Source organism: Pantoea sp. Ap-870 (genome assembly GCF_011752515.1).
Lineage (GTDB): Bacteria > Pseudomonadota > Gammaproteobacteria > Enterobacterales > Enterobacteriaceae > Pantoea > Pantoea dispersa.
Window position 1 is genome coordinate 186,916 of sequence record NZ_VWXG01000007.1, and the last position, 22,277, is coordinate 209,192.

Sequence of the window (22,277 nt, forward strand, 5' to 3'; positions counted from 1 at the left end):
TTTATTCTAATAAACAGCTTACTCTGGAGTCTGCGATGAAAACCCTCAAGGCGATACTGTTACTTGGCCTGCTGACCAGTTCGGCCTCCGCGCTGGCGGAGAAGATCGGCGTGTCGATGGCCTATTTTGACCAGAACTTCCTTACCATTATTCGTCATGCCATCGATAAAGAAGCCAAAGCGCGCGGACTGGATGCCCAGTTTGAAGATGCGCGCGGCGACGTCGGCCGCCAGACCGACCAGGTGCAAAGTTTTATCAGCGCCGGCGTGGATGCCATCATCGTCGATCCGGTGGATTCTGCCAGCACACCACAGCTGACCAGACTGGCGCAGCAGGCGAAAATTCCGCTGGTGTACGTCAACCGCACGCCAGGCGATAAAACCCTGCCGCCCGGCGTAGTGTTTGTCGGTTCGGACGAACGCGAATCCGGCACGCTGCAAATGGAGGCGCTGGCTAAGCTGGCGAATTATAAAGGTAACGTGGCGATCATGATCGGCAACCTGACCGATGCCGGCGCGCTGCAGCGCACCAAAGATGTCGAGCAGGTGGTGGCGAAATACCCGGGCATGAAAGTGGTACAGAAGCAGCCAGCAAATTATGCGCGCAACGAAGGCATGGATCTGATGCTCAACTGGATTGGCAACGGGGAAGCGATCGATATCGTCGCGGCCAATAACGATGAGATGGCGATTGGTGCGGCAATGGCGCTGGCAAAGAGCAATAAAAAGATTCTGGTGGGCGGCATCGACGCCACGCCGGACGGCCTGAAGGCTCTGGCGCAGGACAAGATGCAGGTGACGGTGTTTCAGGACGCCATCGGTCAGGGCAAAACCTCGGTAGACGTGGCGCAGAAGCTGATTAAAGGCGAGAAAGTGGCTTCACACGTGTGGATCCCGTTCGAGCTGGTGACCAAAGAAAATATGCAAAAATACGTCGAGCGCAGCCAGTAGCAGGCGGACACTGCCGGGGCGCGATTATGGCGAGCTGGGTTGCCCGGTGCGCATCAATGCGCACCCTACAGATATTCTGTGAGCACTGTAGGGGTGTCATTTATGGCGACCTGGATTGCCTGGTGCGCATGAATGCGCACCCTACAGGTAGTCTGTGAAATTGCAGGGGCGCCATTTATGGCGACCTGGGTTGCCTGGTGCGCATGAATGCGCACCCTACGGGTAGTCTGTGAAATTGTAGGGGCGCCATTTATGGCGACCTGGTTCCTGGTGCGCATGAATGCGCACCCTACAGATATTCTGTGAGCACTGTAGGGGCACTATTTATGGCGACCTGGTTACCGGGCGCCCCGGTTCCAGGCCGACGCAACCATCACTCGCGCAGTATCGCCATGACGATGATGTCGTGGTACTCGCCCTCGCGCAGGCAGGCTTTGCGCTTCACGCCTTCCTGCTCAAAGCCCAGGCGCTGATACAGACGCAGCGCGCGCTGATTGTCGTGAAACACTTCCAGCTCAACGCGTATTACGCCCAGCCAGTTAAAGGCATAGTCGATACCGGTGCGGATCAGCCGCTCACCGATGCCGCGACCGCTAAACGCCGGATCGACGCCAATACCAAAACTAATGCTGTGACGCGTACGCGGCCGCTGTTCGGTAAACAGCGTCAGCTCGCCCACCATCTGCCCGTCGATTTCCGCCACAAAACCGATATAGCCTTCGCTGTCCATACGCTCGAATTTTTTCTGCCAGGTGGCGACGCCGGGAAACGGCAGCTGCGTGGTCCAGCGATACACCTCGGGATGACTGTATAAACGTTGATAGGCGGCGGCATCGCCCGGTTCGCGTCCGCGAATCTGCAAATCCATGTCGATAATCCCTGTTCAGTTGCACTAAGCTGTTAACTCTCACCGATCGGAAAGAGTGGCCTTATGTTGTATCGTCGTTTTGAACGTTTTATCAATATTTTTCAGGATGCCCCCACCGATTCCCCACCCGCCAGCGTGTGGCCGTTTTACCTCTATTATCTGCGTCAGGTGTGGCCAAGTTTTGTCGCGCTGCTGATTGTCGGACTGGCGCAGGCGCTGATCGAAGTGGCGCTGTTTAGCTATCTCAGCCGTATTATCGATCTGGTCAATCACACCACGCCCGCTACGCTGTTCAGCGATAACTGGCCGATTCTGCTGTGGATGGCGGCGGTGGCGCTGGTGCTGCGGCCGGTGGTGATCGCGCTGCACGATATGCTGGTGCATCAAAGCATTAACCCCAGCATGACCAGCATGATTCGCTGGCAGCATCACAACTATGTGCTGCGGCAGAGCCTCAATTTCTTCCAGAACGATTTTGCCGGCCGTATCGCCCAGCGCATCATGCAAACCGGTAACTCGCTGCGTGACTCGGCGGTTCAGCTGGTGGATGCCATCTGGCACGTAGTGATTTACGCCGTGACCTCACTGGTGCTGTTCGCGGAAGCCGACTGGCGCCTGATGATTCCGCTGATCATCTGGATTGTGGCGTACAGCCTGTCGCTGCGCTTCTTTGTGCCGCGCGTCAAGCAGCGCTCGGTGGTGTCATCCGAGGCGCGCTCGAAGCTGATGGGCACCATCGTTGACGGTTACACCAATATCGCCACCCTGAAACTGTTTGCCCATAACGATCTGGAAAAACGCTACGCGCGCGACGCCATTCAGGAGCAGACCGACAAAACCCAGCACGCCAGCCGCATGGTGACCAGCATGGATATCACGCTGTCGACACTCAATGGCCTGCTGATTGTCAGCACCTCCGGCCTCGCGCTGTGGCTGTGGAGCCAGTCGCTGATCAGCGTAGGCGCCATCGCGCTGGCCACCGGGCTGGTGATTCGCCTGGTGAACATGTCCGGCTGGATCATGTGGGTGGTGAACGGCATCTTCGAAAACATCGGCATGGTGCAGGATGGCCTGAATACTATTGCGCAACCGCTCAGCGTGCAGGATGCGCCGCAGGCGAAAAAGCTGCAGGTGACGCGCGGCCAGATCCGCTTTGAGGATGTGCGTTTTGACTATGGCGGCGGCCGCCAGGTGATTAACCGCCTGAATCTCAATATCAAGCCTGGCGAGAAAATCGGTCTGATTGGCCCGTCCGGCGCCGGTAAATCGACCCTCGTGAACCTGCTGCTGCGGCTGTATGACATCAACGGCGGGCGCATTCTGATTGACGATCAGGACATCGCGCAGGTCACACAGGCGAGCCTGCGCAGTCAGATTGGCATGATCACCCAGGATACGTCGCTGCTGCACCGCTCGATTCGCGAAAACCTGCTGTACGGTCGCCCGGATGCCAGCGAAGCCGAACTGCAGGCGGCGATTGTGCGCGCCCGCGCCGACGAGTTTATCCCGCTGCTCTCTGATCCGCAGGGCCGCACCGGGCTGGATGCGCACGTCGGCGAGCGCGGCGTCAAACTCTCTGGCGGCCAGCGCCAGCGTATTGCCATCGCCCGCGTGCTGCTGAAAGATGCGCCGATTCTGATCATGGATGAAGCCACGTCGGCGCTCGACTCGGAAGTGGAAGCGGCGATTCAGGAGAGCCTGGAGACGCTGATGCAGGGCAAAACGGTGATCGCCATCGCCCATCGCCTGTCGACCATCGCGAAAATGGACCGGCTGGTGGTGCTGGAGAACGGCGGCATTGTTGAGATGGGTAACCATCGCGAACTGCTGGCGCACGGCGGTCTGTACGCGCGCCTGTGGCAGCATCAGACCGGCGGATTTGTCGGCGTCGATTAATCGCCGCGCCGGTAAGGCAGGGCGTCGCGCGCTTCCTGTGCCCAGGCGCGTACCCCTGCCCGCTCCTGCTGCAGAAAATCCCCGACCGCGTCACGCAGCCCCGGATGGCACAGATAGTGCCAGGAGTGGGTGAGTTGCGGTTCAAAGCCGCGCACCAGCTTGTGCTCGCCCTGCGCACCGGCATCAAAGCGCTGCAGCCCTTCGGCGATGGCGAAATCCATGCCCTGGTAGAAACAGGTCTCGAAGTGCAGCCGGTCAAACTCTGCCAGACAGCCCCAGTAGCGGCCATACAGCGTGTCGTCATCCACCAGACAGAAGGCCATGGCCGCGGGCTGCTGCTGTAGCGTGGCGATCACCACGCGAATCGCCTGCGGCATCCGCTCCGCCAGCAGGCTGAAGAAGGAGCGCGTCAGATAGGGATGCTGGCCGCGCACCGCGTAGGTGTTGGCGTAGCAGGTATACACAAAATCCCACTGATCTTCACGCAGCTCATCGCCGCGATACCAGTTAAACGCAAAGCCGCTGCTGGCCACCTGTTCGCGCTCTTTGCGCAGCTGCTTGCGTTTGCGCGACATCAGCGTGTCGAGAAAGTCGTGAAAATCGCGGTAGCCGCGATTGTGCCAGTGATACTGCACGCCGAGGCGCGCCAGCCAGTCCGGCTGGGTTGCCAGCAGCGCGTTGGCGTGCGGCGTGGTGAAGTTGATATGCGCCCCGCTTAAGCCGTGCCGCTGCAACGCATCGGGCAGCGCTTCCAGCATCGGGATGATGGCCGTCTCGTCGCCCAGCAGACGCGCACCGGTCACCGGGCTGAACGGAATGGCGCCGAGCCATTTGGGGTAATAGGCGATGCCGGCACGCTGGCAGGCATCGGCCCATGCGTGATCGAACACATATTCGCCCCACGAGTTGCGTTTACGGTAGCCCGGCAGCGCCGCCCGCAGCCTGCCGTCTTCGCGCCACAGCAGATGATCCGGCTGCCAGCCGTTTTCCGCGCGCACGCTGCCACTCTCTTCCAGCGCGAGCAGGAAGGCGTGACGCAAAAAAGGTTGATTGTCAGGTAACAGCGCATCCCATTCGGCAGCGGTGATCTCCGCCAGCGATGACAGGTGAAGCAAAGGCATTGGTGGCTCCCGGCCAGCTTAAGGCGAATGCCTAGTTCAGCAGGTTTTGCCGCCGTGCGAAAGGTGCGGCGCACTGAATGTAAAGCGGATCGTTGCGCCATGCTGCGCACATTGCTGTCGCGGCCCGTGCCACGATTTTTCACTTCGCCTGTGTATACTCACCCTTTTCCCTTGCAGGAAATACCATGGATCGTCTTGATTGTGATCGCATGTTTGTCGCCGTACTCGAAGTCGGCAGTTTTGCGGGTGCCGCCGCCCGGCTCGGCACCAGCAGCGGCCAGGCGTCAAAGCTGGTGTCGCGTCTGGAGCAGCAGCTTGGCGTGCAGCTGTTCAAGCGCAGCACACGGGCGCTGTCGCCCACCGAGATCGGCCGCGCCTATTACGAGCGGGTGAAAACCCTGCTGGAGGCGTTCGACGCGCTGGATGCCACGGTGCAGGAGAATGCCCGCTCGCCCACCGGCCGCCTGAAGATTAGCGCACCCGGCACCTTCGGCACCGCGGTGCTGGCCAGCGTGCTGGTGGCGTTCGCGCGTCACTATCCGCTGATTGAGCTGGACGTCAACTTCTCCGACCGCGCCGTGAATATCGTCGATGAAGGCTTCGATATGGCGATCCGCATCGGCAAGCTGGACGACAGCAGCCTGATTGCGCGCCGTCTGGGCGAGGTGCCGATTCGCCTCGCCGCCGCGCCCGGCTATCTGCTGCAGCACGGCACGCCGCAGCACTGGCGCGATCTGGCGACGCATCAGTGCATCAGCGACACCAACTTTCGCGATCCCTGGCACTGGCCGTTCGTTACGCCGTGTGGCGACAGCGTCAGCATGCCGATTCGCGGCCGCCTGTGCTTCTCCAACACCGAAGCCTGCCTGCAGGCGGCGCTGGCCGGCCTCGGCATTGCGCGTCTGCCCGGTTTTATCGCTGCACCGGCGCTGCAGCGGGGCGAAATCGTCACGCTGCTGGAGGACTTTGCGCCGCCAGCCATGGGCCTGTTTGCTCTGTATCCGCCCGCGCGCCATCTGGCGCAGAAAACCCGCCTGCTGATCGACTTTCTGGCCGAGCACTTCCGCCTGCATCCGCCCGGCTGATTCCTTCCATTATGGAAACAATAAAAGCCGTTTTGCCCGGATTATCAGCATAACGGCAGCACGGTAAGCTGCTGACATCACTTCAGAGGAGCAGAGCGATGTTGGTAAACGGTAAGTGGAGCGCAGAGTGGCATCCGGTTCAGGCCACCGATAAACAGGGTGGCTTTGTACGCCAGACTTCCAGCTTTCGTCACTGGATTAGCGCCGATGGCAGCAGCGAATTTGCCGCCGAGCCGGATCGCTATCATCTGTATGTCGCGCTGATCTGCCCATGGGCCTCGCGCACGCTCATTGCGCGCAGCCTGAAAGGGCTGGAGCAGATTGTCAGCGTGTCGGTGGTTGAGCCGCAGCTTGGCGCGCAGGGCTGGCGCTTCGGCGATTATCCCGGTGCCGATCGCGACCCGCTGAACAACGCTGAGTATCTCCACCAGCTGTATACCCGCGCCGACGCCGACTTTACCGGGCGCGCGACCGTGCCGGTGCTGTGGGATAAAAAAACCCAGACCATCGTTAACAATGAGTCGTCGGATATTCTGCGCATGTTCAACAGCGGCTTTGGCGATCTGGCAGACAACCGGCTCGATCTCTACCCTGAGGATCTGCGCCCGGAGATCGACGCGCTGAACGCAACGATCTACCCGCGTCTCAATAACGGCGTTTATCGCACCGGTTTCGCTACCACCCAGGTAAGCTATCAGCAGGCGTTTAATGAGGTATTCGAGCAGCTGGATGAGCTGGAGCAACGGCTGAAAGATGGCCGCACTTTTTTGCTGGGTGAACGACTGACCGAAGCCGATATCCGCCTGTTCGTGACCCTGATACGCTTTGACGTCGCCTATCACGGCCTGTTCAAATGCAACCTGCGCCGCCTGCGCGATTACCCGCTGCTCGATCGTTATCTGAAGAGTGTGCTGGCGGTCTCCGGCGTGCGGCAAACGGTGAACATCGACCACATCAAACAGGGCTATTATTCGATTAAAGCGCTGAATCCCAACGGCATCGTGCCAGCGGGACCGGATATGGCGGACTACGGTTTTTAAGGAGCAGGGCAATGGCAAAAGCGTTAGTGGTGTTTTTACATGGCGTCGGCAGTAATGGCGCGGATTTGGCGGTGCTGGGGCAACACTGGTCAGCGCTGCTGCCCGACGTGGCATTTGCCACGCCCGATGCGCCCTTTCCCTTTGAGCACGCCATGGGCTATCAGTGGTTCAGCCTGACCGGCATCACGCCGGAAAACCGTCCGGCACGCGTACGGGCTGCGCGCGACGCCTTTGACGCCACGCTGCAGCAGCTGATGGCGCAGCACGCGATGGCCGGCGCGTGGCAGAAGGTGATTCTGGTGGGATTCTCGCAGGGCTCGATCATGGCGCTGGATGCGCTGGCCTCCGGACGCTATCCGCTGGCTGGTGTGGTGGCCTTCTCCGGTCGCCTGGCCTTTGACGAGGCGCTCACGCCGCCGCCGCATGCCTCCGCGCTGCTGATTCACGGCAAAGCCGATGAGGTCATCCCGTTCAGCGAAACCGTCTCCGCCGCGCAGCGCCTGCAGAGCGCGGGCGTCGCGGTCACCGCACAGTATGAACCCACCACCGGTCACACCATTTCCAGCCACGGCGCGATGCAGGCAGCGGCCTACATCGCCCAGTGCCTGCAGGATTAAGGCCAGTAGCGCTGCAGCGCCTGCCACGCCTGACGCGCGACCGCTTCCGGCGGCTGTGCTTTGAGGCGATCGTTAAACACTTCGATGCCCACCGGACCGCGATAGCCTGCGCTTTTCAGCTTATCGACAAAGCGTTCCACTTCAATGATGCCGTCGCCGGGCAGTAAGCGCTGATGGCGCGCATAGTCGCTCAGCGCCTGCTTTTCCTGCGGTGGCATCTGCGCCATATCGCACAGCTGCACTTCATAAATGCGGTCGGCCGGAATGCCGTCGAGCTGAGAGGCATCGCCACCGCGTGCGCAGATGTGGAACAGATCGACCACCAGCCCGATATTGGGCTGATCCAGCCGCTGCAAACGCTGCCACGCCAGCGGCAGCGTATTGTCGACGCTGCACCACGCCATCGGTTCATACATGATGCGCATGTTATAGCGCGCGGCTTCCGAGGCCAGCCAGCGCAGATCTTCATCAATGCGCTCCGCAACGCAGTCTTCGCGCGTGGTTGCCGGCGCCTGAATGGTATCGCAGCCCAGCGATTGCGCGACGCGAATGAAATCACGCAGTTCGGCGCGCTTTTGCAGCCGTTCGCTGTCCGGCGCGCCGGTAAAGTCACGCAGCACCTGCAGATTGGTAAAGCCCAGGTTTAGCTGCGCGGCCAGCGCCGCCGTATGCTCAGTAACCTCTTCCCGCCACATTTCAACCTGATCGAACCCGGCGGCACGCGCCGCCTGCAGCTTATGCGCCGATTCACCGTTTAACAGCACCAGGTTAAGGAATTTCGGGTTTGCAGACATCAACAGCTCCTTAATCGTCCGGATAAAGCGGTGACAGAGGCTGTGCGCCACCCGCACAGCATCCTGATCAGTATCCCCCTCTCAAGGGTGATTTCAAGCGTGTCGTTTAGCCCAGCAGGTTCACCACGGCGAAACCGGCAAAGGTCATCAGCAATGAACCGATGACATGCACCATCACGCTCGACATTGCCCACAGGTATTTTCCTGATTGTAGCAACACCACGATCTCGGCCGAGAAGGTCGAAAACGTCGTCAGCCCGCCGCACAGGCCGGTGACGATCAGCAGTTTCCATACGGGATCGATGTGCGGATTGCGCACAAACCACGCCATTGCCGCACCAATAATAAAGCCACCGACCAGATTAACGATCAGCGTACCTGGCGGCAGGTTGGGGAATAACGTATTGAAACGCAAAGAGATAAGCCAGCGCAGCGTGCAACCGATGGCACCACCGATCATGACCGCGAACAGCGACTTCAGCATAGTCTGGAGCTCCTGAATTGAGATACGCGCAGGGCCGCGGCAGGACAGAAACTACACCTGACACACCGCCGTCTCCCGCGCAGGGATAAGCAAGTTGTCAGGCGTCATCAGCCGTCTGTAACCAGAGGGCGGTTGGGTAAGGTGGCACGCCATCACCTCAGAGGCACGATAATACGCTGGCGCGCCGAAGGTGACAATATTCACCTGCCGTCAGCGTATCGTCGGGGACGATTATGTTTTACCGTGGCAGACATCATCAGCGAGGAGATTCCGATGCGTACCCTGATTTTTGACACTGATATCGGCGTGGATGACGCCTTTGCGCTGGCGTATGCGGCGCGCACGCAGCAGCTGCTGGGCATCACCACGGTGTTTGGCAATGTCGCGGTTGGCCAGGCGGTAAAAAACGCCCGGCTGTTCTGTGCAAAGATGAACATCAGCGCGCCGGTGTATCGCGGCTGTTCGCGTCCGCTGGCGCTGGCCCCTTCCGCACCGGCTACCCTGCACGGCGCAGATGGTCTCGGCGATGCCTTCGATAACCCGTATAGCGATGCCGCCGACAGCGCGGTGCAGTTCATCATCGACAGCGTACGCGCGCAGCCGCACGCGATTACCCTGGTGGCAATCGGGCCGCTGACCAACATCGCCTGTGCCATCAACCAGGCGCCAGACATCATTCCGCTGGTGAAGGAGCTGGTGATCATGGGCGGCGCGTTTGGCACCGACGGCCACGCCGGTAACGTGACGCCGTTCGCCGAGTTCAATATCTGGAAAGATCCGCATGCCGCCGATCAGGTGCTGGCCTCGGCGCTGCCGGTGGTGATGCTGCCGCTGGATGTGACGCACAAGGTGCTGATCAGTGGAGAGGAAGTGCGCCAGCTGAATCAGCCGGTGTTGAGTGCCATCTGCCGGCCTTATCTGGCTTATAGCCTGCAAAAAGAAGGATTTGATGGCATGGCGCTGCACGATACCCTGACGCTGTCGTGGCTGGCGCTGCCGCAGGCGTTCAGCGTGACGACAGCGCCGGTGCGCGTGGTGACCGAAGGCATCAGCCGCGGCCAGACGCTGCAGCGCGTGAGCACCCTCGCCTCGCGCGACGATCCGTTCGCCGGCCTGCGCGCCCAGCGGTTGTGTCTGGGCGTCGACGCCGAGGCGGTACGGCAACATTTTTTTGCCACGCTGCGCGCCTGACACTCGCTCTAGCGGGCGAAATGGATGACGCCTTTGATCAGCTCAGGGTTGTTGATCACCCCGGGCTCAAAAGTCTCGGCCAGCGTCGAGAAGTCGTAATGGCGGTTGAGCATCATATCGGCCCGCAGCTGACCGCTGGCCATCAGGGCGCGCACTTTGTCGAAGTCTTCCCGCGTGGCGTTGCGGCTGCCCAGCAGCGTGGTCTCCTTTTTGTGAAACTCGGTGTCGGGGATCACCAGATCGCCTTTGTGCAGGCCGACAAACACGATGGTGCCGCCGTGACGAATCAGCTGCACGGCGCTGTTCATCGCCGCCGGACTGCCGGTGGCGTCAATCACTTTAGCGGCCAGCCGCCCACCAAACTCTGCGCGCAGCGCGGCGATAAAATCATCGGCCAGCGGATCGATCGTCGCCAGCTGCAACTGCTGCGCAACGTGCGCGCGCCGCTGAGCGCTGGTATCGGCCACCACCACCTGTGCACCGGCTGCGGCGGCAATCGCCGCGACGCCCAGGCCAATCGGTCCGGCCCCGACCACCAGCACCTGCTCATCGGCGACCAGCGCCGCGCGTCGCACCGCATGGGCGCTGATGGCAAAAGGCTCGATCAGTGCCGCTGCTTCAGGCGCCACATCGTCAACCGCCAGCAAATTAGTGTCCGGCACGCTGAGAAACTCGCAAAAGCCCCCGTCCTGATGCACGCCAATCACTGAAATCTGTTCACAGCAGTTGGTTTTGCCGCTTAAGCAGGCATCGCAACGCTGACAGGCCACGTAAGGAATCAGCGCCACGCGCTGCCCTGGCTGAAACCCCTGCGCCGCCGCGCCCAGCGCCACTACTTCACCGCACAGCTCATGACCGAGCACGCGCGGATAGGAGAAAAACGGCTGATTGCCGGCCCAGGCGTGAATATCGGTGCCGCAAATGCCGGCGGCAATTGGTTTAATCAGGACTTCGTGCGCGGCAGGCGTCGGTACGCTGCGCTGCTGCCACACCATGCTGCGCGGTTCGGCGACCACCAGCGTTTTCATGTTCTTCATCGTTTCCTCCTGGGCTGTTCACGCAGTTATGGCGAAAATCGACCGCGGCGGGAGGTTGCGCTGTACGAAGTGTGAGTCAGCGCGATTTTTTTGGGCTTTGTGTGGTTTTTAATGCATAAAAAACCGGAGGGCCGTATGAGCCGAAGCCAGAATCTGCGCCAGAATGTCATCAATCAAATGCTGGAAGCTATTGCCCGCCGCCATGTGCGCTCGCCGCTGCCTCCGCAGGCGGCGCTGGCCGAGATGTTTAATATCAGCCGCACCACGGTGCGACACACGCTGCAGCATCTGCATCAGCGCGGCGTGCTGGAAAAAGTGGCTGAGACCTACGTGATCGTGCGCGATCCCTGCGAGGAGGATGGGTTTAGCGTACTCAGCCCACCGATCGACCAACAGGCGGTGCACTTTGAGCAGGCGTTTTTTAACCTGATTAACCAGCGTTTGCTGATGCCAGGCGACAGTTTTACCGAGCTGCAGCTGGCGCAGCAGGTGCGGGTCAGCCCGGTGGTGGTGCGCGAGTTCCTGCTGCGCTTTATGCGCTATAACCTGCTGGAACCGGTTAAGCGCGGCCACTGGCGGATGAAGAAATTCGATCAGGAGTACGCCGAAAAGCTGTTTGAACTGCGCGAAATGCTGGAAACGCACGCGCTGACCCGCTTTCTTAATCTCGCCGCCGGTGATGAACGCTGGGTGCAGGCGCGCGATCTGCTGGATCGTCATCGCGCGCTGCGCGACACCATCGCCAGCAACTACCGCCAGTTTGCCGCGCTGGATAAAGAGATGCATACGCTGATTCTCTCCGCCGCCAACAACCCGTTTTTCAATCAGTCACTGGAAATTATCTCTGTGATTTTTCACTCGCATTATCAATGGGATGAAAGCGACCTGAAACAACGCAACATTATCGCGCTGGAGGAGCATATGGCGATTCTTACCGCGCTCATCAGCCGCCAGGATGTGGACGCGCTGTGCGCGCTGCATGCGCATCTCAGAACCGCCAAACACTCGATGATCCGCTCTATCCGGCAGTACAATTAAAAACCGATTAAAAACCACAAAGCATAAGCGCCCGCACGAATCAGAAACATGTTTGCAACATCTCCCGCGGTTTACTTCTAGTCTCGAAGGCAGCCCCTTAGGGCAGCCCGTTTCGCTGCCGCAGGAACCCCAAGACTGATAACGATAAGTACCCGAACCTGGGAGGTTGCAATGGAAAATACATCAACGCGCGGCGGCACCACCGCGCCAGCACCCGAGCACGCCGGGCAGGATTATGTGCCGGCGCGCGCCGATGTGGTGCGCTCTCCGCGCATCCGTAAGATTCAAATCACCGCCATGCTGTTGCTGCTGTTCGCCGCCATCATCAACTACCTTGACCGCAGCTCGCTGTCGGTGGCCAACATGACCATCCGCGAGGAGCTGGGCTTATCGGCCACCGAGATTGGCGTGCTGCTGTCGGCGTTTTCGCTGGCCTACGGTTTAGCCCAGCTGCCGTGCGGCGCGCTGCTCGATCGCAAAGGCCCGCGCATTATGCTGGCCATCGGCATGTTCTTCTGGTCACTGTTTCAGGCGGCGGCCGGGCTGGTGCATAACTTCACGCAGTTTGTGCTGGTGCGCATCGGGCTGGGCATTGGCGAAGCGCCGATGAACCCGTGCGGCGTGAAGGTAATCAACGACTGGTTCAACATCAAAGATCGCGGTATGCCGATGGGGATGTTTAACGCGGCGTCGATGATTGGTCTCTCGGTGGCACCGCCAATTCTGGCGGCGATGATGCTGGTGATGGGCTGGCGCGGCATGTTTGTCACCATCGGCGTGCTGGGTATGTTTCTCGCCATTGGCTGGTATCTCACCTATCGCGACCGGGATAACAACAAACTGAGCGGTGAAGAGATCCACTATCTGCAGGCGGGCAGCGTGGCATCAAGCAAAGAGCCGCTGAGTTTCGCCGAGTGGCGGGGGCTGTTTAAGCAGCGCACCATGTGGGGCATGATGATTGGCTTCAGCGGCATCAACTATACCGCGTGGCTGTACATCGCCTGGCTGCCGGGCTATCTGCAGTCGACCTATCATCTGGATCTGAAAAGCACCGGCCTGCTGGCCGCCATTCCTTTCCTGTTCGGCGCGGCAGGCATGCTGCTCAACGGTTACGTGGTGGATACGCTGGTGCGTCGCGGTTTTGACGCGGTGAAAGTACGCAAGGTGTCGATTGTCAGCGGCATGCTGCTCTCCGCGGCCTTTACCACCTTTGTGACGCGCGCCACCGACACCACCAGCGCGGTAACGCTGATTGGTATGGCGCTATTCTGCATTCACTTTGCCGGTACCTCATGCTGGGGCCTGATCCACGCTAACGTCACGGCGCGCATGACGGCGTCAGTGGGCAGTATCCAGAACTTTGCCAGCTTCGTTTTCGCCTCTTTTGCGCCAGTAATTACCGGCTGGGTGCTGGATACCACCAAATCGTTCAGCCTCGCGCTGATGATATGTGCGGGCGTCACGGTGGTCGGCGCGCTGGCTTACCTGCTGCTGGTCAGAAAACCGATCACCGATGGGGTGTAACGCCAGGGTTTCTGCTTAATGCTCTTCTCCGGGTGCGCAGGTTATGCGCACCCTTTCTTCATCCGCCCGCCACACCTATTCCAGCCGCCGCGTTATCGCCTGATTCTGCATCTGATCAGATAAATTAAACTGCATGATGGCAATTACTATCCAGCACTATTAAGCCCAAAATAAGGAAAATATACCGCTAAACACGCCGGTAATAGTTATTATTTTAAGACAAAACTCAAAGACGAATATTATAAATCACCATCCTCAGTGCATTATTATCCATTAATGCATTAACGAAGGTGAATTAATTAGATACAGTAAACTTTTGTGGATTGGATCAAAGTTTGACCGCATAATTTAACTTACCGTTCAGTCACTATTAATGTTCAGGTATGAGCGTGGTGACCAAATGGATTTACAACGCAGGGCCCTTTTTATCTCTTTTGATGCCGTGGCATTATCGGGTATTACGGTAGAAGCTACTAAAATTGCCGTTCGTTTACGCGAGCAGGGAATCACCTCCTTTCTTGATATCGGCTACGACATAAAAATTGATAAGGGAAACTTCGGACGTCCCTATTCCGAAAATGAAATTAATTCGCTAAAGCATCATTTTACATTAGTCCGGCACGATGAGATTCGTCAGGTGGAAGGTTATAACCCGGCCTTTCTGCAATATATTCATGACGTACTGATTAATCATAGCCAGACGCTGGATGCCGCCGCAGAAAAAATCCTGGTGCAGCAGACGGAAAAGATGGCACAGGCGGTGGCAAACGCGCTGTGCGCAAAATGGCAGGCGCTGGATATCAATTATTTAATTATTGAGAACGGGACGCTGCCGGATAATATTATTTTTACCCGCGCGCTCTATCTGGCGATTGCGCAATACGGCGCCGCAAAACAGCTCGGCCGGTTTGTGTTGTGGCGCGACCACGACCTGATGTGGAACAGCGAATCCACCTCATCGCGTTACGGCAGCGCGCCCTGGCCACATGCCGTCAGGCCGCAGCCCTCGCCGCATATTACCTATGTCACGCTGAACCAGGCACTGGCCTCACAGCTGGCGGCCTGGTGCGAACATCAGGTCGAAATCGAGGTGATGCGTAATACCTATCCTTTTGACCCGAGCCATCCGCGCAAAGATTTACGCCGCCAGTTTGGGTTGCTGGCGCAGGACAAGGTGATTGCCCGCACCACGCGAATTATTCCGGCTAAGCGACTCGATCGGGATATTCACCTGTTGCATGCGCTGAACAGTGAACTTATCGCGCAGCATCAGCCACAGCGCGTTTATTTAATGGTCGCCGGCGATCCGCTGGAAGACAGCGTACATTATCACGCATTAAAGCAGTTAATTAGCCGGTTCCAGCTGGAGCGTTACGTCATCTTTTTTGGCGCGTTAAATCACGACTTCATGGAGCGTAATCCACAGGCCACCACCATTCAGGATCTTTATCACGCCTGCGATGTGGTGTCGTTTTTAACCGCATGGGATTACGACAGCTACGGTAATCCGATTGGCGAGGCGATCAGCCATCAGCGCTGTTATATCGCCACCCGCTATGAATATTATCACGAGGTGTATGGCCAGTACGGTTTTGAAGGCGAACTGATGGAAATTTCCGCCAGCCATGATGGCCTGCCGGATGCCGATTTTATTAAGCGCGTCAGTGCCTTGTTACAGGATGACGCACGCCGCGACGCCATCGCCACGCGCAATTATCAGAAAGGAAAATCCCTGTTGTCGGATCATATCTTCCGGCAGATATTTAATGTGTAGTTAAGGAGTGACTATGGATAACCGTTGTTTTATTTCTGTCGTGCTGCCGGTTTATAACGAGGCAGCACGTATTAACGCGGTGCTGGAATCAATATTGCAGCAGCGTTCACCCGGCGGATTGTTTAATTTTGATAATCTGGAAGTGATCATGGTGGATAATAATTCCACCGATAACTCGGTCGCGCTGATTGAAGCCTTTGCCGCGCAGCATCCGCAGCTGACGATTCATCAGCTGCAGGAGACGGTGCAGGGCGTCTCTTCGGCGCGGAAAAAAGGCATGGATTTCGCCTCACAGCGCGCCGGTCTGCGCGACGAGGCCAGCGGCTTTCAGCGCAAGCACTACATTCTTTCGGCCGATGCGGACTGCACCGTTGATGCACTGTGGATCGACGAACTGGTCGGCACCATGATTGCGCAAAACGGCGATCTGGGCACCTGTAACTACTACTACGAAACCGCGGATTTCCACGAGCGCCCGCGGCTGTATGCGGAGATTGATAAAACGCTGCGCTGCCGCCACGCTTCCTTCTCCCTGTTTGGCGGCTTTCCGGACGGCAAAGGCTTTGGCGTCGAAAAGCAGCTGTACGATGAAGTGGGCGGCATCGAGATTTTTTACCAGCTGAAAAACGGTGAGTTTGTTGAACATCTGTCAGACGACTGGGATTTTGGCATCAAGGTGATCGCCGCCGGCGGCAAACCGGTGTATGCGCCCAATTCCCGCGTGCAGATCAACAGCCGCCGGGTGGATAACCTGCTGCACGAAGTGATTGAAGGCGTGGCCTACGGCCATAACGGCACCATCATCATGAAAGATGTGCGACCCGCGCTCACCGCACTGACGCCGTTCACCGATGTCAGCGCAGAGCAGGCGCAGCAGGCGTGGCACTACTCGATTAAAGATTACGTGCCAAAAAATCTGGTGCTGCCGGTGTTGCTGAATCCGTCGCTGCTGCGCGACGATGCCGCGGTGATTGATTTCTTCACGCCAGACGTGGCTGAACGCCTGTTCGCCCGCATTCACAGCATGATGCAGGAGATGAGCGTGACCGATTTCCTGCCGATCCACAGCTACAAAACCCCGGCGTTTCGCCTCTATTTTGTATTCCGCCATGAGCTGTTTGCCGCGCTGCGTCGTGCCGTCGGCGCAGAGATTGGCGAGCCACCGCCGCTGCCGGCCTGCTTTGCCCGGGTGACGGAAAATGATTTCGCCCGCTTTGTCTGGTATTACTGCGAAGATCGCGAATCCGGTGAGGCGCATAACTACTTTGCAAACGGCGGGGTGTTCTGATGCGTGCTGCCTGGCTGCAATCCCTGCAGGATATCGATCGTCACTATCCTCGCCCGGCCATATGCGAGGTGCTTAGCCGGCCGGAAAACGCCGATTTGCTGGAATACGTGGTGCATGATCCTTTTGGCTGCCATGTGTTTCCCGGTGATATCGACGATTTTCCGCTGCCGAATTTTTTCCGCGCCATGCAGCACAGCCTGAGCCATGCGCCGCAAATTCATCTGTGGGCGTATATCCCCACCTGCCGCTACAAGTGCCATTTCTGCCAGTTTCCTACGGTGATTGTAAATCCGCAGTCGCCGCGCGCGCCTGCGCTGTTCCGCGATATCGTCGATCGCAACATTCAGGAGGCGAAACTGTGGCTGGCGCAGCTGCCGGCACTGGGTGAAGTGCCGGTGGGTGAGTTCAACCTGTTCGGCGGCACGCCCTCGCTGCTGCCACCGGATGAGCTGCGGCGCTTAATGGATTTTTACCGCAACCATTTCAACTTCCGCGAGGCCACGCTGCGCTTTGAAGGCGAGCCCGGCACGCTGACGCGCGAATTCCTCGCGCAGCTGCGCGAACTGGGCTTCAGCAAACTGTCGTTTGGCGCGCAGTCATTCTCAGATCGCCTGATCAAAGGCTGTGGTCGCCTGCACAGCGCGGATGCCTGCTACAAGGTGATTCGTGATGCGCGCGAGCTGGGCTTCGCCCTGGTCAGCGTCGACCTGATGTACGGCCTGCTGGGACAAACGGTGGACGACGTGCGTGACGATCTGCAGCAGGCGCGCGCGCTTGACCTGTCGCATCTGGTGTTCACCAAGCTGCACATGAAGCCGTTCGCCGAGAGCCGCACCGGCGTGTCGGCGGAGGGAGAAAATGCCTGGCAGCGTAAGAATGCGGCGATGCCCAGTCTGGGTCAGCAGTATCAGATGCGCGCGCTGGCCGAGCAGTGGCTGGATGGCGATTACCTTGAACATCCCACCATGTATTTCCACCATCGCAGCGCACCGCCGGAGAAGTGGAAAGCGATCATTACCGATCTCGACCAGCAGGCGCCGGAAGTGGCGATTGGCCTTGGCGGCAGCTCCAAATGTGCCGGCGCGGAGCTGATTAACCTGACCGACTACGCCGATTATCAGCGCGCACTGGATAACGGTGAGCTGCCGATCGCTTCGGTGCGCGGCATGTCGCCGGATCAGCAGGCCATCAACGGCTGCAAGATGGCGCTGTCAACGCTGATTCCGCTCGACGATGTGCTGTTTCAGCAGAAGTTTGGCGTCAGCCTGTTTGCCCAGCCGACCATCGCCCGTGCGCTGCGTGAGTTGCAGCAGCGCGAGTTAGTGCACAGCGATGGCCGCTACGTCACGCTCACCCCCGCCGGCCGCGTGCTGGTAGAAGCCATCATCAACACCCAGTTCGACTAAACCGCCCTTACCTCTCAACGGCACGCGACGGCGTGCCTGGAGCCTGTTATGTCCCAGTCTGTTTATAGCTTTTTTTATATCGCCATCGACACCGAAGCGGGCGTCACCGCAGAACAGTTTGAAACCTTCGTGCGCGAAAAAGGCGTGCATCTGCCGTGCTATCCCGGCTGGCGCTGGACGCTGTTTCGCGGTCTGCGCGGCGAGCGCGTCGATCAATACCTGATGCTGTTTGAAATGAAAGATGCGGCACAGCGCGCGCGCTTTATGCAGGATGACGGTGAACTTACCGCCGAGGCAGAGCACTTCTGGCACCTGCATCCCGACGCGGACGCGCTGCTCAGCGAGTGGCGCCAGCTGGCGACCTTCGCGCGGCGCCCGACAATTTTCACCCATTTCGATCTGCTGGCAGAGAATCCTCACAGTACGCTGCCGGGTGGCCCGCGATTTGATGCCCGCAGCGGCACCGCGCGCATTCTCGGTACCCACTATCTGGCGCTGCGACCGGGCGTGCAGCCGCAGGAATTTGAGCAATTCATCGCGCAGAATGCCGCGCGTATCGTTGATTATCCCGGCTGGAAGTTTCATCTGCTGAAAGGTCACAGCGGCAACCGGCTGGACGGCTATGTGGTGATGATGGAGATTGAGAGTGAAGCGGCGCTGAATGTGTTTTATCCGCAGCCTGATATCGCCACCGCCAGCGCGGCTGACTTTGCGCGCGCGCACCGGGATACCAAACAGATGTATGAAGAGTGGAAGCAACTGGCGTCCTTTTCCGGTTCGCCGCAGCTGTATACCGATTATCTCGCCGTGGCGGAATGCGGCACGCTGAAGTGAGTGCAGGCGGCGCGTTCTGCTCATTGCTGAAACGCGCCGCCGGTTTTCTCCGTTACGACTGGTAATAATACACCGCTTCAAAAGGCCGCAGGTACGTCAATGCCCCAGGCGGCGATGCCTCATTGTAATTACTCATCAGCACCTGCCAGTTGCCTTCAACTTCCGGCAGCAGCAAGGGCTGCGCGCTGTGACTCAGGTTCGCCACCACCAGCAGGCTTTCACGCGGCGAATTGCGACGATAACACCAGATGTGTGACGCTTGCGGTGCCAGATCCTGATAATCGCCCTCGGTGAAGATAGCGTAACGCTTACGCAGCCGAATCAGCGTTTGGTAGCCATAGAACACCGAGTTGCTGTCGAGCAGCGCGTTAGCCGCGTTGATCAGCGTATAGTTATCCGCCACGCCTATCCACGGCTCACCCCGCGTGAAGCCGGCATTGGCGCTGCTGTCCCACAGCATCGGCGAGCGGCTATTGTCGCGCGATTTGCTGGCCAGAATCGCCAGGATTGCCGCCTCCGGCTTGCCCTGCGCCAGCCACGCAGCGTGGATGTTGTGGCTCTCAATGTCCTGATACTGCTCAATGCGGGTAAAATGAGGGTTGGTCATCCCCAGCTCTTCGCCCTGATAGATATAGGGCGTGCCCTGCATGCCGTGCAGCAACATCGCAAAGCATTTTGCCGAGGCGATGCGCAGCGCACCTTCATCACCAAAGCGCGTGACGATACGCGGCTGATCGTGGTTACACCAGAACAGCGCATTCCACGCCACGTCGTGCATCCCGCGCTGCCACTCCGCAAAAATTGCCTTAAGCTGAACGAAGTCCGGTGCCGTCAGCGTCCATTTGTCGCCCTGGGGATAATCCACCTTGAGATGGTGGAAGTTAAAGGTCATCGACAGCTCGTTTTGCGCCAGCGAAGCATAGCGCTGGCAGTTGGCCAGCGTGGTCGAGGACATTTCCCCCACCGTCATCAGCCCGCGCGGCGTGAACACATCGCGGTTGAACTCCTGCAGGTAGTCATGGATGCGCGGACCATCGGTGTAAAAGCGCCGCCCGTCATGGCCGGGCAGATCGTCGCTAAAATCCTGGTGCTTCGACACCAGGTTGATCACATCAAGCCGCAATCCATCGACGCCTCGATCCGCCCAGAAATGGCACACCTGCTTTAACGCCTCGCGCACCGCCGGGTTTTCCCAGTTGAGATCGGCCTGCTCCGGCGCGTACAGGTGCAGATAGTATTGCTGACGCCGTTCGTTCCACGCCCAGGCGCTGCCGCCAAACTTAGACTGCCAGTTATTGGGCGGCGTGCCGGGCACCCCGTCGCGCCAGATATAGAAATCGACGTACGGCTGCTCACCGGCTTCGGCACGCTTAAACCAGGCATGCTCGGTCGAGGTGTGGTTAAACACCATATCCAGCACCATGCGCATACCGCGCCGGTGCGTCTCCGCCAGCAGGTGGTCAAAGTCGGCCATGGTGCCGTAGGCGGGATCGATGGCGGTGTAATCCGCCACATCGTAACCGTTATCGATCTGCGGCGACACATAGATCGGCGTCAGCCACAGCGCATCGACGCCCAGCTGCTGCAGATAATCCAGCCGCTGGATCACGCCGTTGAGATCGCCGGTGCCGCGCGCCCCGCTGTCCTGAAAACTTTTGGGATAGATTTGGTAGATCACCGCCTGGCGCCACCAGGGATATTCAGCGTGCCTGTTCATGTTGCACCTCGGCCTGGCTGATGATGGCGGTTGCCGCTTTACGTTTGGTGATGATGATGGTTAGCAGCAGCGGAACCAGAATCGCCACCAGAATCGCCAGCGAGTAAACCGTCCAGTACTGTGGCTGAATCGACAGAATGCCCGGCAAGCCGCCCACGCCGATGCCGTTGGCCATCACGCCGTTGAGGCCACACAGCAGCGCCGCCAGCGCAGAGCCAATCATGGCGCACAGCATAGGGTAGCGGTACTTGAGGTTGACGCCGTACATCGCCGGCTCCGTTACGCCGAGCCACGCTGAAATAGCGGCCGGCACGGTGAGGTCGCGTTCAGCACGATCTTTGTTAGCGATAATGATGCCGACCACCGCTGCGCCCTGTGCAATATTGGACAGCGCAATCAGCGGCCACACCGGCGTGCCACCCATGCTCTGAATCATCTGCAGATCAACCGCCAGCGTGGTCTGATGCACACCGGTGATCACCATCGGCGCATACAGGAAGCCAAACAGCGCGGCACCAATCGGCGCGAAGCTGCCGGTCATCAGGTGGCGCACCGCAAAGGCGATGCCGTCGCCGATCAGACGGCCAAACGGGCCAATCAGGCTATGGGCGAGGAAAACCGACAGCAGCAGCGCACACACCGGCACCACCACCAGCGTCAGATAGGCGGGCACGATACGTTTTAGCGCCAGTTCGATTTTCGCCAGCGCCAGCCCGGCCAGCAGCGCCGGGATCACCTGCGCCTGATAGCCGACCCGATCAATACTGAACCAGCCGAAGTTCCACACTTCCGGCACCTGGCTGCCAATCAGATACGCATTCATCAGCTGCGGTGAAACCAGCGTAATGCCCAGCACAATCCCCAGGATTGGCGTACCGCCCAGCTTGCGCACCACCGACCAGCAAATCCCCACCGGCAAATAGAAGAAGATCGCTTCACCGATCAGCCAGAGGAAATCGTACAGCCCTTTCACACCGGGATAGAGCTGCACCAGGGTTTTATCATCCGCCACGGCAATATCGCCGAGCACGTTACGGAAACCGAGAATTAAACCGCCGCTAATTAACGCCGGTAATAACGGGAAAAATATCTCAGCAAAATGGGATAATAATGCCTCGTGCCATTTCATCTGGCTGCGCGCCGCAGATTTAATCTGCTCCTTTGAGGTCTCACTAATATTTAGTGCTTCAACTAACGCTTTATAATAAGTGTCAACTTCGGTTCCAATAATTACCTGAAACTGTCCGGCAGAATTAAAGCATCCTTTAACGCCGGGCGTGGCGCGGATGGCCTCTGGATCGGCCTTGTCGACATCCTGCAGCACAAAGCGCAGGCGGGTAATACAGTGCGAAAGTGACAGAATATTTTCCCGACCGCCCACGCGGTCAATGAGATCGTTAATGATCTCGCGACTGATGGTTTTCATTATCATCCCTTATTTCCATGCCGGAATCGGCAGTGGACGATAATACGCCGCTGCTTTTAATTTTAACTATAGCAAAGCGAGGGAATTAGTTGGCGATCACAAAAATATTTACGCAATACATCGCAGGAAAATTAACTTAACAATAATTATTTAACCTGATAACTAAATCTGCGCCATTTAAATATAA

19 protein-coding genes and 1 riboswitch are annotated in these 22,277 nt (G+C 58.6%); of the genes, 12 read left to right on the forward strand and 7 right to left on the reverse strand.

The features are described 5' to 3' along the window. Positions 1-35: 35 nt before the first annotated feature. On the forward strand, positions 36-950 hold the full coding sequence (locus tag F3J41_RS17605) for a sugar ABC transporter substrate-binding protein (protein ID WP_021507882.1): 915 nt from the start codon (positions 36-38) through the stop codon (positions 948-950). Between the two features lie 373 nt (positions 951-1,323). Here the strand turns inward: F3J41_RS17605 and F3J41_RS17610 are convergent, their stop codons facing one another. Further along, the gene (locus tag F3J41_RS17610) at positions 1,324-1,818 is read right to left on the reverse strand and encodes a GNAT family N-acetyltransferase (RefSeq protein WP_166711916.1); all 495 of its coding nucleotides are present in this window, start codon (positions 1,816-1,818) and stop codon (positions 1,324-1,326) included. Positions 1,819-1,881: 63 nt separating this feature from the next. Here F3J41_RS17610 and F3J41_RS17615 point away from each other — a divergent pair, with 63 nt between their 5' ends. Continuing rightward, the gene (locus tag F3J41_RS17615; protein WP_166711918.1) at positions 1,882-3,714 is read left to right on the forward strand and encodes an ABC transporter ATP-binding protein; all 1,833 of its coding nucleotides are present in this window, start codon (positions 1,882-1,884) and stop codon (positions 3,712-3,714) included. On the opposite strand, the gene F3J41_RS17620 is transcribed toward F3J41_RS17615, so the two are convergent. Next, on the reverse strand, positions 3,711-4,835 hold the full coding sequence (locus F3J41_RS17620) for a GNAT family N-acetyltransferase (RefSeq protein WP_104094192.1): 1,125 nt from the start codon (positions 4,833-4,835) through the stop codon (positions 3,711-3,713). The two genes, F3J41_RS17615 and F3J41_RS17620, sit on opposite strands and share 4 nt — an antisense overlap. A gap of 185 nt (positions 4,836-5,020) precedes the next feature. Here F3J41_RS17620 and F3J41_RS17625 point away from each other — a divergent pair, with 185 nt between their 5' ends. The 3 genes from F3J41_RS17625 to F3J41_RS17635 all read left to right on the forward strand — a co-directional run bounded on the left by F3J41_RS17625 (position 5,021) and on the right by F3J41_RS17635 (position 7,577). After that, positions 5,021-5,920 (forward strand): LysR family transcriptional regulator, encoded by a 900-nt coding sequence (locus tag F3J41_RS17625; protein WP_058759361.1) that lies wholly within the window; start codon positions 5,021-5,023, stop codon positions 5,918-5,920. A gap of 98 nt (positions 5,921-6,018) precedes the next feature. After that, positions 6,019-6,960 carry a glutathione S-transferase family protein gene (locus F3J41_RS17630; RefSeq protein ID WP_166711920.1) on the forward strand — a complete coding sequence of 314 codons (942 nt, stop codon included), beginning with the start codon at positions 6,019-6,021 and terminating at the stop codon, positions 6,958-6,960. 11 nt (positions 6,961-6,971) lie between these two features. Next, positions 6,972-7,577 (forward strand): alpha/beta hydrolase, encoded by a 606-nt coding sequence (locus F3J41_RS17635; RefSeq protein WP_104094194.1) that lies wholly within the window; start codon positions 6,972-6,974, stop codon positions 7,575-7,577. On the opposite strand, the gene F3J41_RS17640 is transcribed toward F3J41_RS17635, so the two are convergent. Both F3J41_RS17640 and crcB read right to left on the reverse strand, forming a co-directional pair. After that, positions 7,574-8,371, reverse strand: a complete 798-nt coding sequence (locus F3J41_RS17640) for a sugar phosphate isomerase/epimerase (RefSeq protein WP_058759364.1) — start codon at positions 8,369-8,371, stop codon at positions 7,574-7,576. The two genes, F3J41_RS17635 and F3J41_RS17640, sit on opposite strands and share 4 nt — an antisense overlap. A gap of 106 nt (positions 8,372-8,477) precedes the next feature. Further along, positions 8,478-8,855: a fluoride efflux transporter CrcB gene (crcB, locus tag F3J41_RS17645; protein ID WP_021507890.1), complete on the reverse strand. Its 378-nt coding sequence runs from the start codon at positions 8,853-8,855 to the stop codon at positions 8,478-8,480. Positions 8,856-8,946: 91 nt separating this feature from the next. Beyond that, positions 8,947-9,021, reverse strand: a riboswitch (Fluoride riboswitch). Between the two features lie 107 nt (positions 9,022-9,128). Here crcB and F3J41_RS17650 point away from each other — a divergent pair. Beyond that, entirely contained in the window at positions 9,129-10,046 is a 918-nt protein-coding gene (locus F3J41_RS17650) for a nucleoside hydrolase (protein WP_166711922.1), read from the forward strand. An 8-nt stretch (positions 10,047-10,054) separates the two neighbouring features. On the opposite strand, the gene F3J41_RS17655 is transcribed toward F3J41_RS17650, so the two are convergent. Next, positions 10,055-11,083 (reverse strand): zinc-binding alcohol dehydrogenase family protein, encoded by a 1,029-nt coding sequence (locus F3J41_RS17655; RefSeq protein WP_166711924.1) that lies wholly within the window; start codon positions 11,081-11,083, stop codon positions 10,055-10,057. Positions 11,084-11,218: 135 nt separating this feature from the next. Here F3J41_RS17655 and F3J41_RS17660 point away from each other — a divergent pair, with 135 nt between their 5' ends. The 6 genes from F3J41_RS17660 to F3J41_RS17680 all read left to right on the forward strand — a co-directional run bounded on the left by F3J41_RS17660 (position 11,219) and on the right by F3J41_RS17680 (position 18,947). Continuing rightward, the gene (locus F3J41_RS17660) at positions 11,219-12,121 is read left to right on the forward strand and encodes a GntR family transcriptional regulator (RefSeq protein WP_166711926.1); all 903 of its coding nucleotides are present in this window, start codon (positions 11,219-11,221) and stop codon (positions 12,119-12,121) included. 171 nt (positions 12,122-12,292) lie between these two features. Next, positions 12,293-13,645, forward strand: a complete 1,353-nt coding sequence (locus F3J41_RS17665) for an MFS transporter (RefSeq protein ID WP_125310452.1) — start codon at positions 12,293-12,295, stop codon at positions 13,643-13,645. 400 nt (positions 13,646-14,045) lie between these two features. Next, entirely contained in the window at positions 14,046-15,419 is a 1,374-nt protein-coding gene (locus F3J41_RS23330; RefSeq protein WP_211075305.1) for a glycosyl transferase family 2, read from the forward strand. Positions 15,420-15,432: 13 nt separating this feature from the next. Beyond that, positions 15,433-16,707, forward strand: a complete 1,275-nt coding sequence (locus F3J41_RS23335; RefSeq protein WP_211075306.1) for a glycosyltransferase — start codon at positions 15,433-15,435, stop codon at positions 16,705-16,707. Next, positions 16,707-18,113: a radical SAM protein gene (locus F3J41_RS17675; RefSeq protein WP_166711928.1), complete on the forward strand. Its 1,407-nt coding sequence runs from the start codon at positions 16,707-16,709 to the stop codon at positions 18,111-18,113. The genes F3J41_RS23335 and F3J41_RS17675 overlap by 1 nt, the downstream gene beginning before the upstream one ends. Positions 18,114-18,161: 48 nt before the next feature. Next, a complete protein-coding gene (locus F3J41_RS17680; protein ID WP_058759370.1) occupies positions 18,162-18,947 on the forward strand; it encodes a hypothetical protein in 786 nt (261 codons plus the stop codon). 52 nt (positions 18,948-18,999) lie between these two features. On the opposite strand, the gene treC is transcribed toward F3J41_RS17680, so the two are convergent. Together treC and treB are read right to left on the reverse strand one after the other, a co-directional pair. After that, positions 19,000-20,664, reverse strand: coding sequence for an alpha,alpha-phosphotrehalase (gene treC / locus F3J41_RS17685; protein WP_166711930.1), 1,665 nt, complete (start codon positions 20,662-20,664; stop codon positions 19,000-19,002). Then, positions 20,648-22,090: a PTS trehalose transporter subunit IIBC gene (gene treB, locus F3J41_RS17690; RefSeq protein ID WP_058770908.1), complete on the reverse strand. Its 1,443-nt coding sequence runs from the start codon at positions 22,088-22,090 to the stop codon at positions 20,648-20,650. The genes treC and treB overlap by 17 nt, the downstream gene beginning before the upstream one ends. Positions 22,091-22,277 lie beyond the last annotated feature (187 nt).